The organism is Rhodococcus (subgen. Prescottella) equi, from assembly GCF_003013675.1.
GTDB classification, from domain to species: Bacteria; Actinomycetota; Actinomycetes; order Mycobacteriales; family Mycobacteriaceae; genus Prescottella; species Prescottella equi.
The window spans coordinates 1,512,686-1,525,076 of record NZ_CP027793.1; the positions used below are offsets into that span (position 1 = coordinate 1,512,686).

Below are 12,391 nucleotides of genomic sequence, written 5' to 3' on the forward strand. Positions count from 1 at the left end.
GACCCCCTGCGGTGGTGGTGGCGATCCTCGAGTGCAGTCAATGACGCTTCGGCGGGAACGTCAAGGACATGCGCGGAATATGCGGCGTGGCGCTCGGGTTGGTGGCATATAGTTGAAAGTTGAAATACCTGGGAGGTAGGGCATGCAGTTCGGAATCTTCACCGTCGGTGACGTGACCGCGGACCCCACGACCGGTCGGACGCCGACCGAGGCCGAGCGGATCAAGGCGATGGTCGCCCTCGCGCAGAAGGCCGAGGAGGTCGGCCTCGACGTGTTCGCCACCGGTGAGCACCACAATCCACCGTTCGTGCCGTCGTCGCCGACGACGATGCTCGGCTACATCGCGGCGCGCACCGAGCGCATCACGCTCTCGACGTCCACCACGCTCATCACCACGAACGATCCGGTGAAGATCGCCGAGGACTTCGCGATGCTCCAGCACCTGGCAGACGGCCGGGTCGACCTCATGCTCGGTCGTGGCAACACCGGGCCGGTATATCCGTGGTTCGGTAAGGACATCCGCGAGGGCATTCCGCTCGCGATCGAGAACTACGCGCTGCTGCACAAGCTGTGGCGCGAGGACGTCGTGAACTGGCAGGGGCGCTTCCGGACTCCGCTGCAGGGCTTCACGTCGACGCCACGTCCACTCGACGACGTCCCGCCGTTCGTGTGGCACGGGTCGATCCGCAGCCCCGAGATCGCCGAGCAGGCCGCGTACTACGGCGACGGCTTCTTCGCGAACAACATCTTCTGGCCCAAGGAGCACTTCATCCAGCTGATCAACCTCTACCGGCGGCGCTACGAGCACTACGGTCACGGATCCGCCGACCAGGCGATCGTCGGGCTCGGTGGGCAGGTGTTCATGCGGAAGAACTCGCAGGCCGCCGTCCGGGAGTTCCGCCCCTACTTCGACAACGCACCGGTCTACGGCCACGGCCCGTCGCTCGAGGAGTTCACCGAACAGACCCCGCTCACCGTGGGCAGCCCGCAGGAGGTCATCGACAAGACCCTCACCTTCCGGGAGAGCTTCGGCGACTACCAGCGTCAGCTGTTCCTCGTGGATCATGCCGGGCTGCCCCTGAAGACCGTCCTCGAGCAGCTCGACCTGCTCGGTGAGGAAGTCGTGCCGGTGCTCCGTCGCGAGATGGATGCGATGCGCCCCGCGCACGTGCCCGACGCACCCACCCACGCGAGCCTGTTGGCCGGCAGGAAGGCGGAGGTGCTGTCGTGACCGAGACGAAAACACGCGCTCTGACGGTGATCTCGGCGGGCCTGACGCAGCCGTCGTCGAGCCGGCTGCTCGCCGACCGGCTCACCGCCGCCACCGTGGATGCGCTCACCGGCCGCGGCGTCGACGCCGACGTCGAGGTCGTCGAGCTGCGCGACCACGCACACGCGCTCGTCGACAATCTGCTCACCGGATTTCCCGGTGGCGCCCTGCGATCGGTCGTCGATCGGGTCGCGGCGTCCGACGGCCTCATCGCCGTCACACCGATCTTCAACGCGTCCTACAGCGGCCTGTACAAGTCGTTCTTCGACGTTCTCGAGCAGGGGACGCTCGACGGCATGCCGACGTTGATCGGTGCGACCGGCGGCACCGCGCGGCACTCGCTCGCGCTCGAGCACGCGATCCGGCCGATGTTCGCGTACCTGCGCGCGGGCGTCGTCCCCACGGCGGTCTACGCGGCCTCGGAGGACTGGGCGGGCTCGGGTGACCAGGCCCTCGCGGGGCGGATTGCACGAGCGGGTGACGAGCTTGCGACAGCGATGGCATCGCGTGAGCGGACCGCTCAGGCAGATCCCTTCGCCGACGCGGTGCCGTTCGAAGAGTTGCTGGCGCGGCAGCGCGCTAACTGACTCACCGGTAAGATGCCCGCAACAAGGTCGACAGGGCAGGGGAGAGTCGTGCGGGAATCGGGCTGGGGATCGCGGCTGAACACGTCGCTGCGCAATGCGTGGGGGCTGACGTTCGGAGGAGGCGTCGCGCCGGTGGAGCGGACGCCGTCCGTGCTGGTGCATCGCGAACCCCACCGCGACCTGCACCGCTACGGGGTGCGCAGCGTCGGGGCGCCGGTCCTGTTGGTGCCGCCGCTGGCGGTACCGATGCACTGCTACGACCTGCGCCCCGGCCAGTCCCTCGTCGCGCACCTGGCGCAGACCGGCCGTACGCCGTACGTCGTCGACTACGGAACCATCGGCTATGCCGACCGGAATCTCGGCTTCGAGGACTGGATCGACGACATCGTCCCGGCCGCGCTGCGGCGCGTGAGTGCCCTGCACGACGGCGCCCCCGTCGATGTCGTCGGCTGGAGCCTCGGCGGGACCATCTCGTTGCTGACCGCGTCGGCGCACCCGGAGCTTCCCATCGCCTCGGTCACCGCCCTGGGCACGCCGATCGACTACTCCAGGATTCCGACCATGGCGGTGGCGCAGGCCGTGGGCCGCATCACTGGGCATCGCCCGGTGACCGAGCTGACGCGCCTGATGGGCGGGCTCCCGGCGCCGCTGGTCCAGATCGCCTACCGGGCCACCGCTCCGCAACGGGAACTGCTCAAACCGTGGTTCGTCGCGAGCAATCTGCACGACACCGAGACCCTCGCCCGGATGGAGGCCATCGACCGGTTCATGGCCGAGATGCCCGGCTATCCGGCGCGGCTGTTCTACCAGACGGCCGAGGAGCTGGTGCTCGGAAACAGTTTGCGCGACGGCCGGATCACCGTGGGCGGCAAGACGATCAAGCTCTCCGAACTCGCCGTCCCGGTGCTCGCGGTCGGCGGCACGGGCGACGTCATCGCGACGGCCGATTCGGTCGCCGCGATCGTCGACGTGCTGACCGGCTCGCCGTCGGTGCGGTTCGAGACCGCGCCGGGCAGCCACCTGGGCCTGCTGGCCGGGCCCGGTGCGAAAGAGACCACGTGGCGGCACATCGACGCATTCCTAGCCGAGCGCGTCGACGCCTGACCGAGTCCGTCGCCAGTGGGTGTCGCCGATGTCCACTCCTGTGTGCGTCGGGCCGATTGCCGCAGATTCAGGTCGGGAACGGGCGCTCAGGCCGACTGCGCCGCGCACCGGCCGGTCGCGCACACTGGACGTCATGCTCTCCGTCGATGACCTGTTCGCCGGCCTCACACGTTTCCCGGACGTCGAGGCACCCAACCTGTTCGCCGTCGACGCGGCCGACCGGCTGATCCTCGACGAGGCCGCGGACGCACTGTCGGCCGCCCCGGAGGCGTCGGTGGTCGTGGTCGGCGACCACTACGGTGCGCTCACGCTTGCTGCAGCCGTCCGATTCGGTGCGAACGGTATTCGTGTGCACCAGGATCCGCTCACCGGTGAACGTGCGCTCGCGAACAATGCGGAACGGTTCGGGCTCGCGGGCCGGTATCGGTCCTGCGCACTGGGGGAGGACCTGCTGACCGGCGCGCGTGTCGTGCTGCTGCAGCTGCCGCGCAGCCTGGACGAGCTCGACGAGGTCGCCGACGCGGTCGCGCGGTACGCAGACCCTGACGTCGTCGTGTTCGCGGGCGGCCGCAACAAGCACATCACCCCGGCGATGAACGACGTACTGCGCCGCTCCTTCGGTGGAGTGCGCGCAACGCTCGGTCGGCAGAAGTCCCGCGTGCTGATCGCCGACACGCCGCGCACGAGTACCGAGCCCCCGCGATTCCCGGTTGTCGAGCACGTCGACGAACTCGGATCGGACGTCGCCGCGCACGGCGCGGTGTTCGCCGGTCCGAAGCTCGACATCGGCACCCGATTCCTGCTGGAATTCCTGCCCCGCATGCGGGAGGCCGGCACGGCCGTCGATCTCGGGTGCGGGACGGGCATTCTCGCGGTGAGTCTCGCGAAGGCGCAGCCGTCGGCGGAGGTGATCGCGAGCGACCAGTCGGCCGCGGCCGTCGCGTCCGCGGCCGCCACCGCCCGCGCGAACGGGGTGGCGGCGCGGGTGCGCGTGATCCGCGACGACGCGCTGTCCTCGCTGCCCGAATCGAGCGTCGACCTGATCCTGTGCAATCCGCCGTTCCATGTCGGGGCGGCGGTGCACACCGGCAGTGCAGGCAAGATGTTCGACGCCGCGGGCCGGGTTCTGCGACCCGGGGGCGAACTGTGGACCGTCTACAACTCGCACCTCGGGTACAAGCGCGCCCTCGAGCGCGCAGTGGGCCGCACCGAGGAGGTCGGCCGCAACCCGAAGTTCACCGTCACGCGGTCGGTGCGAGCGGTGTAGCCGCTATTCGACGGGTCCGCCGCCCGCCGCGTCGCCGTCGACCTGCCCGCGGTGGAGGCCGACGTCCTCGACGATCACCCCGTCGATGATCTCGGCTCCCTGGAGTTCGTCGGGGTCCTCGGACTCGTCCTCTCCACCGGACGGCGGGACGTCCGGCTCCTCCTCAGCGAGTCGCTGATCGAGGCTCTCGCCCTGTTCGGCCTCCCGCAGGGTGGTGCCGAACCGGTCCGCCTCGCTCCAGTGGTCCGGCGGATCGACCACGTCGTCGCCGTCCTCGTTGCGGACCTCGTCGGAGTCGAGGCTCTCGCTGACGTCCAGAGTGTCGTCTGGTCCTTCTTCGATGCCCATGACTTCATTCTGTTCCGGATCGCCGATTCGCGCTGGATTGTGGCCGACGGCGATACGGTTGCATGGGGCGCTCGGATGGCATCCACCTGCGGGCGCCCGGTAAAGTCCGAATTGTCCAAGTCATCTTCGTGGTGTGGGAACTTTCCCTGCCGGGCGGTGCGTTCTACGGACAACGACGCCGGTCCACCCGGCCGAGCTCGGGCCCCACAAGCCCGACAGACGACCACGAGAAGGGATGTTCACGGTGCGCACCACCAGCAACCCGGTGTTCAAGAACCTGCCCAAGCAGGAGGGCACGGGATACGCCACGTTCGGATCCGCGCAGGCCGGCGGCGCGCAGGTCGCGCAGGAGTACGGCCAGCAGTACGGCGCTCCCGAGCAGTTCCAGCAGACCACACAGCGGGCGATGACGATCGACGACGTCGTCACCAAGACCGCGATCACGCTCGGTGTGCTGACGATCTCCGCGATCGTCTCGTACTTCCTGGTCGACGGAAACACGAATCTCGCGGCACCGTTCGTCATCGGCGGCGGTCTCATCGGCTTCGTGCTGGTGATGGTCGCGTCGTTCGGCCGTAAGATGGACAACCCGGCGATCGTGCTCGCCTACGCCGCGTGTGAGGGCGTGTTCCTCGGCGCGCTGTCCTTCATGTTCACGAGTGTCGAATTCGGTGGCGTCGGCGGCTCGATGCTCATCGGCCAGGCCGTCCTCGGCACCTTCGGTGTCTTCTTCGGCATGCTGGTCGTCTACAAGACCGGTGCCATTCGCGTCACCCCGCGCCTGACCCGCATGATCATCGGCGGCCTCATCGGCGTCATGGTCCTCATGATCGGCAACCTGATCGCCAGCTTCTTCACCGACGGCGGTTTCGGCCTGCGTGACGGTGGCACCGTCGCGATCGTCTTCAGCCTGGTGTGCATCGCTCTGGCCGCATTCAGCTTCCTGCTCGACTTCGACGCTGCGGACGAGCTGATCCGCGCTCAGGCGCCGGAGAAGGCCGCGTGGGGCGTCGCGCTCGGCCTCACCGTCACCCTGGTGTGGCTGTACGTCGAGATCCTGCGCCTGCTGAGCTACTTCAACAACGACTAGTCTCACCGAGCCGGACACGAACGGGCGGTCGTCGCGAGAGCGGCGGCCGCCCGTTCTGCGTCTCGGTCACAGTCTTCGTCACAGAACACGAAACGGGCGGTTACTGCGGCAACGGCCGGAAGCCGTACGCAGTAACCGCCCGTTCGCGGCTCAACCGAGAATCAGCTCAGGCGCTCGAGCACCATCGCCATGCCCTGGCCGCCGCCGACGCACATGGTCTCGACGCCGAACTGCTTGTCCTGCGTCTGCAGGTTGTTGATCAGCGTCGCGGTGATGCGGGCGCCGGTCATGCCGAACGGGTGGCCGACGGCAATGGAGCCACCGGAGACGTTCAGCTTGTCCTCGTCGATGTTCAGCGCGCGGGCCGAGCCCAGCACCTGCACCGCGAAGGCCTCGTTGATCTCGAACAGGTCGATGTCGCTGATCGACTTGCCGGCGAGCGCGAGGGCCTTCTTGGTCGCCTCGATCGGGCCCAGGCCCATGATCTCGGGGGACAGGCCGGAGACGCCGGTGGAGACGACGCGCGCGAGCGGGGTCAGGCCCAGCTCCTTGGCCTTGGTGTCGCTCATGATGACCAGCGCGGCAGCACCGTCGTTCAGCGGGCAGCAGTTGCCGGCGTTGATGGTGCCGTCGGGACGGAAGACCGGCTTCAGCTGGCTGACGGCCTCGTAGGTGACGCCGGCGCGCGGGCCGTCGTCGGTGCTGACGACGGTGCCGTCGGCCAGCGTGACCGGGGTGATCTCGCGCTCGAAGAAGCCGGACTTGATGGCCTCCTCGGCGCGGTTCTGCGAACGGACGCCCCAGTGGTCCTGGTCCTCGCGGCTGATGCCGGTCAGCTGCGCGACGTTCTCGGCGGTCTGGCCCATCGCGATGTAGGCGTCGGGGACGATGCCGTTCTCGCGCGGATCGCTCCACTGCACGCCACCCTGCGCGGCGACGGCGGTGCGCTCCATGGCCTCGGCGAAGAACGGGTTCTTCGTGTCGGGCAGCGAGTCCGAGTTGCCGGCCGCGAAGCTCGACACCGACTCGACACCGGCGGAGATGAACACGTCACCCTCGCCGGCCTTGATCGCGTGCAGCGCCATACGGGTGGTCTGCAGCGACGACGAGCAGTAGCGGGTGATCGTTGTGCCGGGCAGGGTGTCGTACCCGAGCTTGATGGCGACGATGCGGCCCATGTTGAAGCCGGCCTTGCCGCCGGGCAGACCGCAGCCCAGCATCAGGTCGTCGATGTCGGCGGGATCGAGCTCGGGGACCTTGGCGATCGCGGCGGCAACCATCTGAGCTGCCAGATCGTCCGGGCGCATGCTGGCCAGCGAGCCCTTGACGGCGCGGCCGATGGGCGAGCGGGCAACGGAGACAATGACTGCCTCGGGCATGGAAACTCCTTCGTACGTTGGTCTCTTCGCCCTTGAACTTACGTTGCCCGCGCGGCATCACCACCTTGCCGTCTCCCGAACGGGCCCCACAGCCGCTCCCACAGCACGTTCGCGGGGGGTGTCGCCGTCGTAACCTGGGGGAACCGGTCGATTTCGGGAGCGCGTCCGGGCCCGCCGCGTGACGAAGGCCCGTCCCACTCAGCGAGAGCCCGCATCAGGGCCGGAGCCAGGCGATCCGCGGCCAGGCGATAGCCCGCGGCGGACGGGTGGTAGCGGTCGTCGGACAGCATCGTCGCAGGGTCCTCCAGGAAGCGCGCCGCGAGTAGACGGCCGAGCGGGACGGGGTGCCCGCCGGCTGCCCGCGTGGCCGCCGCCTGCAGTCTTGCCAGCTGCATGCCCCAGCTGTGGGCGAGCACCCGAAGGGGCTGCGGGATCGCGGTGATCACCCGCAGGTCGGGGCACGTACCGACGACCACGACGACACCGGCGTCACGCAGGCGGGACACCACGCGGCCCAGCCGACGGGCGGACCCGGGCAACGACATCCCGGTCGTGACGTCGTTGGCGCCGATCATGATCACTGCCGCGTCGGGCGCGGGCCCCGCGACGAACATCGCGTCGACTTGGCCGACCACCCCGCGCGACGTGGCACCCGAGATCGCCTTGGTGCTCAGTCGAACCCGCGCTCCCGTGCGCTCGGCGAGATCACGGGCCAGCAGGACGCCGGGAACTTCTGCGGCGACGTCGCAGCCGAGTCCAGCCGCGGTCGAGTCGCCGAAGACCATCAGGTGCAGGTCGACGTCGGAGCCGTGACGCCAGCGTTCCGGCTGCGCGGACCCCGGCGTGTAGATGCCGTCCGCCTGCGGGGGCCACCGGCGGGTGGGGACGATCTGTCCTCGCGCGAGCCCTGCCTGCCACACCAGGTACGTGTACGCCGCCCACGACGCCGTACCCGCGCCGGAGCCCGCGAGCAGGGCAGCCGTCCCCGCTCTCGCCGCCGTCCGCCACCGATCCATCGGACTCACCCTCCGCGAGTGTGTCGGACCTTTGAATCTAGTCGTCTCGCGCCTCGGTGGAGCGGTGTCCTGGAACCTGTCGGCGCAGGTAATGCCCCCTTCACGAGACGTGTCCGAATTCGATCTGGAAACATGGGGGCATGCGCATCGCGGATCATGTCGTCGATCTCATCGGCAACACACCTCTGGTCAAGCTGTCCTCGGTCGTCGGCGCGAATTCCGGCCTGGTCGCGGCGAAGGTCGAGTACCTCAACCCGGGCGGCAGCTCGAAGGACCGCATCGCGGTCAAGATGATCGACGCCGCCGAGGCGTCGGGCGAGCTGAAGCCCGGCGGCACCATCGTCGAGCCCACGTCCGGCAACACCGGCGTCGGACTGGCGCTGGTGGCACAGAAGCGCGGCTACAAGTGCGTGTTCGTGTGCCCCGACAAGGTCAGCGAGGACAAGCGAAACGTCCTGCGGGCGTACGGTGCCGAGGTCGTGGTGTGCCCCACCGCGGTGGCGCCCGAGCACCCGGACAGCTACTACAACGTCTCCGACCGTCTGGTGAAGGAGATCCCGGGCGCCTGGAAGCCCAACCAGTACGCGAATCCGGGCGGACCGGACAGTCATTACGAGACCACCGGGCCCGAGATCTGGCGGGACACCGAGGGCAAGGTGACGCACTTCGTGGCCGGCGTCGGTACGGGCGGCACCATCACCGGTACCGGCCGCTACCTCAAGGAGATCTCGGGCGGCAAGGTCAAGATCATCGGCGCCGACCCGGAGGGCTCGGTCTACTCGGGTGGCACCGGTCGGCCGTATCTGGTCGAGGGTGTCGGCGAGGACTTCTGGCCCTCCGCCTACGACCCGTCCGTGCCCGACGAGATCATCGCCGTCTCGGACGCCGATTCCTTCGAGATGACCCGGCGCCTGGCCCGCGAGGAGGGCCTGCTGGTCGGCGGCTCGTGCGGCATGGCCGTCGTCGCGGCGCTCGAGGTGGCCAAGCGTGATCCCGACGCCGTCGTCGTGGTGCTGCTGCCCGACGGCGGACGCGGGTACCTGTCGAAGATCTTCAACGACGAGTGGATGGCGTCGTACGGCTTCCTGCGCACGCCGCTCGACGGCGACACCACCGAGCCCACCGTCGGGGACGTGCTGCGCGGCAAGTCCGGTGAACTGCCCGACCTGGTACACACGCACCCGTCCGAGACGCTGCGTGACGCGATCGAGATCCTGCGCGAGTACGGCGTCTCCCAGATGCCGGTCGTCGGCGCCGAACCGCCGGTCATGGCGGGCGAGGTCGCGGGCAGCGTGTCCGAGCGCGACCTGCTGAGCGCAGTATTCGAGGGCCGCGCGGCACTCGCCGACCCGGTCGAGAAGCACATGAGCAAGCCGTTCCCGCTGATCGGTGCACAGGAGCCGGTGTCGTCGGCCACCAAGGCTCTCGGCGAAACCGACGCGCTCATGGTCGTCGACGACGGCAAGCCCGTCGGTGTCATCACCCGCCACGACCTGCTCGGGTTCCTCAGCGCGGGAGCCTGATTGCCCGAACCCTGACGAGTTCCCGGTGGATGCCCACCGGGAACTCGTCGTTTCGGGTGGCTGTCGGGCAGACGATCGCGGGCTGAACCGACGGCCCCCGGTCGCCGGTCGCTAGGCTGGGCGCCATGAGTGAGCAGGGAATTTCCAGCGGTTTCTCCACCAGGGCCATTCACGCCGGTTACGAGCCGGATCCGCAGACCGGTGCGGTCAACGTCCCGATCTACGCCAGTTCCACGTTCGCGCAGGACGGTGTCGGCGGCATGCGCGGCGGGTTCGAGTACGCGCGCACGGGCAACCCGACGCGTCGTCCGCTCGAAGCCAACCTCGCGGCGCTCGAATCGGGCACGTTCGGCCGGGCGTTCGGCTCGGGTATGGCAGCGACGGACTGCGTGCTGCGGTCGCTGCTGCGCCCCGGCGACCACCTGGTGATCCCGAACGACGCCTACGGCGGCACGTTCCGACTGATCGACAAGGTCTTCACGCAGTGGGGAATCGAGTACACGCCGGCCGCGGTGTCCGACGTCGATGCCGTTCGCGCCGCGATCCGGCCGAACACCAAGCTGGTGTGGGTCGAGACGCCGACGAACCCACTGCTCAACGTCGGTGACATCGCGGCGATCTCCGAGGTGGCGCAGGCCGCCGGCGCGAAGCTGGTGGTGGACAACACGTTCGCTTCGCCGTACCTGCAGCAGCCGCTGCAGTTGGGTGCCGACATCGCGCTGCACTCGACGACCAAGTACATCGGTGGCCACTCCGACGTCGTCGGTGGTGCGCTCGTGACGAACGACGAGGAGCTCGACACCAAGTTCGCGTTCCTGCAGAACGGCGCCGGCGCGGTGCCGGGTCCGTTCGACGCTTTCCTCACGATGCGTGGCATCAAGACGCTCGCGCTGCGTATGGAGCGGCACAGCGACAACGCCGAGAAGATCGTCGACCTGCTGACCGGGCACTCAGCGATCGCTCAGGTCATCTACCCGGGCCTCGAGTCGCATCCGGGGCATGCCGTGGCGGCCAAGCAGATGCGCCGGTTCGGCGGCATGATCTCGGTGCGCCTGAAGGGCGGCCGGCAGGCCGCGCTCGACTTCTGCGCGCGCACACAGATCTTCACGCTCGCCGAGTCGCTCGGCGGTGTCGAGTCGTTGATCGAGCACCCGGGCGCGATGACGCATGCGTCCACGGCCGGGTCCGCGCTCGAGGTTCCCGAGGATCTGGTGCGTCTGTCGGTGGGCATCGAGGACGCCGCCGACCTGCTCGCCGACGTCGAGCAGGCGCTCGGCTGATCCGGCCCCACTCCCGCGTTTCGCGCACTTGTCGTCGCGTCTGGTGAACACCGGTCGACGACAAGTGCGCGAAACGCTGAGGGTTTCCTGAATCCTACCCCCGGCAGTCGGTTTGCCCGTTACCGTGAGTCCTCGGATCAAGTACGACCCCAGGAGCGGTGTATGACATGGGAGCCCGCAGCCGCCATCGTGGCTGTCGCAGCAGTAACAGGTGTCGCGTTCCCGGCAGTGGCGAATGCAACTCCCGATCAGGCTCCCGAAACACAACCGGTACCGGCCGCGCTGCAGTCCGCGCCGCAGCTCGTGGAGCCGGTGAACAGCATCGTCGCGCTGCTCCCGCCGGACATGCGGCAGCAGGCGGCCAGCGATCTCGTGCGGGCCATCCCCGCTCTCGAAGCCCCGAAGCCTGCTGTACCGGAGGCGTCCCCCACACAGGCCCCCACGCCGGAAGCCGCTGCGCCCGAGCCGGCCCCGCCGGTGGCGGCTGCGCCCGCTCCCGCTCCCGCTCCCGTCGTGTCCGCTCCGGTCGCGGTTGCGGACACGGCTCCCGCGATCACTCTGCCCGGCGTCGGTAGTCTCACGCTGCCGACGCTGCCGGCGATCCTGCCCACCGCGAATTTCGGTCAGGTCGGCGCGATCGCTGTGTTCGCCCCGTGGCTGCGGCAGGCCGGCGAGATCTGTGGCGGCGTGAAGGCGCCCACGCTCGCGGCCCTGTTCTCCGTGGAGAACGACTTCCGGTACGGCCCCACGGCGCCGGTGTCGCTCGCAGGAGGGCGCGGACCCGCCAAGTTCATGCCGAGTGAGTGGGCCAAGTACGGCAAGGACGCCGACGGGGACGGCAACGCCGACATCCTGGGCGTCGCCGACTCCGTCATGGCGGCCGGACACATGTTGTGCGACAACTACGCTCAGGTCGAAGCCTGGAAGAACGAGGGGCTCGTCCAAGGCGACACCCTCGACCTCGCGTTGGCGGCCTTCAACGCGGGCGCCCGCGCGGTGCGCAAGGCCGGCGGGGTCCCGTCGGGCGTCGACGACGCGGCCGACCAGAGCGGCCCGTACATCCAGAAGATCCGGGCGTCGGAGGGGCAGTTCGAGCAGTTGCTCTCGCCGTTCGCGAACTTCAACCTCGACATCAACCTGCCGACCACCGGTATCGGTGGCGCGATCGTCCAGCTCGCGATGCGGTACCTGGGCCTCCCGTACGTGTGGGGCGGTGGCAACATCAGCGGTCCGACGGCGGGCGGTTTCGACTGCTCGGGCCTCACGTCGTATGCGATCTTCGCCGCCAGTGGCGGCAAGGTCGTGCTGCCGCGGACGTCGGAGACCCAGTGGGGTGTCGGAACGGAGATTCCGATGGCCGCCGCGCAGCCCGGCGATCTGGTCTTCGGCAACTGGCAGGCCGGCGGTCCCGGGCACGTCGGCATCTACATGGGCAACGGCATGATGGTGCACGCGCCGACCTTCGGCGACGTGGTCAAGGTCGGCCCGGTCTTCGACGGAATGAAGGCGCGCCGCGTACTGGCCTAA

The 12,391-nt window shown here is 68.9% G+C and carries 11 protein-coding genes; 8 read left to right on the forward strand and 3 right to left on the reverse strand.

The features are described from left to right. The first annotated feature begins 142 nt into the window (after positions 1–142). The 4 genes from C7H75_RS07290 (at position 143) to C7H75_RS07305 (ending at position 4,228) form a co-directional block, all read left to right on the forward strand. Complete coding sequence (locus C7H75_RS07290; protein WP_005514668.1) at positions 143–1,231, forward strand: LLM class flavin-dependent oxidoreductase; 1,089 nt, start codon at positions 143–145, stop codon at positions 1,229–1,231. Further along, positions 1,228–1,857 carry an FMN reductase gene (locus C7H75_RS07295; RefSeq protein ID WP_106851163.1) on the forward strand — a complete coding sequence of 210 codons (630 nt, stop codon included), beginning with the start codon at positions 1,228–1,230 and terminating at the stop codon, positions 1,855–1,857. The genes C7H75_RS07290 and C7H75_RS07295 overlap by 4 nt, the downstream gene beginning before the upstream one ends. 48 nt (positions 1,858–1,905) lie before the next feature. Continuing rightward, positions 1,906–2,961 carry an alpha/beta fold hydrolase gene (locus C7H75_RS07300; protein WP_013415275.1) on the forward strand — a complete coding sequence of 352 codons (1,056 nt, stop codon included), beginning with the start codon at positions 1,906–1,908 and terminating at the stop codon, positions 2,959–2,961. Positions 2,962–3,094: 133 nt separating this feature from the next. After that, positions 3,095–4,228, forward strand: coding sequence for a methyltransferase (locus C7H75_RS07305; RefSeq protein ID WP_013415276.1), 1,134 nt, complete (start codon positions 3,095–3,097; stop codon positions 4,226–4,228). Between the two features lie 3 nt (positions 4,229–4,231). Here C7H75_RS07305 and C7H75_RS07310 read toward each other — a convergent pair whose 3' ends face one another. Then, complete coding sequence (locus C7H75_RS07310; protein WP_005514663.1) at positions 4,232–4,576, reverse strand: hypothetical protein; 345 nt, start codon at positions 4,574–4,576, stop codon at positions 4,232–4,234. 244 nt (positions 4,577–4,820) lie between these two features. On the opposite strand from C7H75_RS07310, the gene C7H75_RS07315 reads away from it, so the two are divergent. Further along, entirely contained in the window at positions 4,821–5,666 is an 846-nt protein-coding gene (locus C7H75_RS07315; protein ID WP_013415277.1) for a Bax inhibitor-1/YccA family protein, read from the forward strand. 161 nt (positions 5,667–5,827) lie between these two features. Here the strand turns inward: C7H75_RS07315 and C7H75_RS07320 are convergent, their stop codons facing one another. Both C7H75_RS07320 and C7H75_RS07325 read right to left on the reverse strand, forming a co-directional pair. Continuing rightward, a complete protein-coding gene (locus C7H75_RS07320) occupies positions 5,828–7,045 on the reverse strand; it encodes an acetyl-CoA C-acetyltransferase (RefSeq protein ID WP_005514661.1) in 1,218 nt (405 codons plus the stop codon). Between the two features lie 38 nt (positions 7,046–7,083). Further along, on the reverse strand, positions 7,084–8,061 hold the full coding sequence (locus C7H75_RS07325) for an SGNH/GDSL hydrolase family protein (protein WP_106851164.1): 978 nt from the start codon (positions 8,059–8,061) through the stop codon (positions 7,084–7,086). Positions 8,062–8,201: 140 nt separating this feature from the next. On the opposite strand from C7H75_RS07325, the gene C7H75_RS07330 reads away from it, so the two are divergent. From C7H75_RS07330 to C7H75_RS07340, 3 genes are all read left to right on the forward strand, one after another. Next, complete coding sequence (locus C7H75_RS07330; protein WP_013415279.1) at positions 8,202–9,584, forward strand: cystathionine beta-synthase; 1,383 nt, start codon at positions 8,202–8,204, stop codon at positions 9,582–9,584. Positions 9,585–9,709: 125 nt separating this feature from the next. Then, complete coding sequence (locus tag C7H75_RS07335) at positions 9,710–10,864, forward strand: cystathionine gamma-synthase (RefSeq protein WP_013415280.1); 1,155 nt, start codon at positions 9,710–9,712, stop codon at positions 10,862–10,864. A 162-nt stretch (positions 10,865–11,026) separates the two neighbouring features. Next, complete coding sequence (locus C7H75_RS07340) at positions 11,027–12,391, forward strand: C40 family peptidase (RefSeq protein ID WP_106851165.1); 1,365 nt, start codon at positions 11,027–11,029, stop codon at positions 12,389–12,391.

Coding starts and splice junctions, on each gene's coding strand:
- C7H75_RS07320 (WP_005514661.1), bottom strand. CDS start 7,045: ATGCCCGAGGCAGTCATTGTCTCCGTTGCCCGCTCGCCCATCGGCCGC.
- C7H75_RS07310 (WP_005514663.1), bottom strand. CDS start 4,576: ATGGGCATCGAAGAAGGACCAGACGACACTCTGGACGTCAGCGAGAGC.
- C7H75_RS07335 (WP_013415280.1), top strand. CDS start 9,710: ATGAGTGAGCAGGGAATTTCCAGCGGTTTCTCCACCAGGGCCATTCAC.
- C7H75_RS07290 (WP_005514668.1), top strand. CDS start 143: ATGCAGTTCGGAATCTTCACCGTCGGTGACGTGACCGCGGACCCCACG.
- C7H75_RS07340 (WP_106851165.1), top strand. CDS start 11,027: ATGACATGGGAGCCCGCAGCCGCCATCGTGGCTGTCGCAGCAGTAACA.
- C7H75_RS07325 (WP_106851164.1), bottom strand. CDS start 8,061: ATGGATCGGTGGCGGACGGCGGCGAGAGCGGGGACGGCTGCCCTGCTC.
- C7H75_RS07330 (WP_013415279.1), top strand. CDS start 8,202: ATGCGCATCGCGGATCATGTCGTCGATCTCATCGGCAACACACCTCTG.
- C7H75_RS07305 (WP_013415276.1), top strand. CDS start 3,095: ATGCTCTCCGTCGATGACCTGTTCGCCGGCCTCACACGTTTCCCGGAC.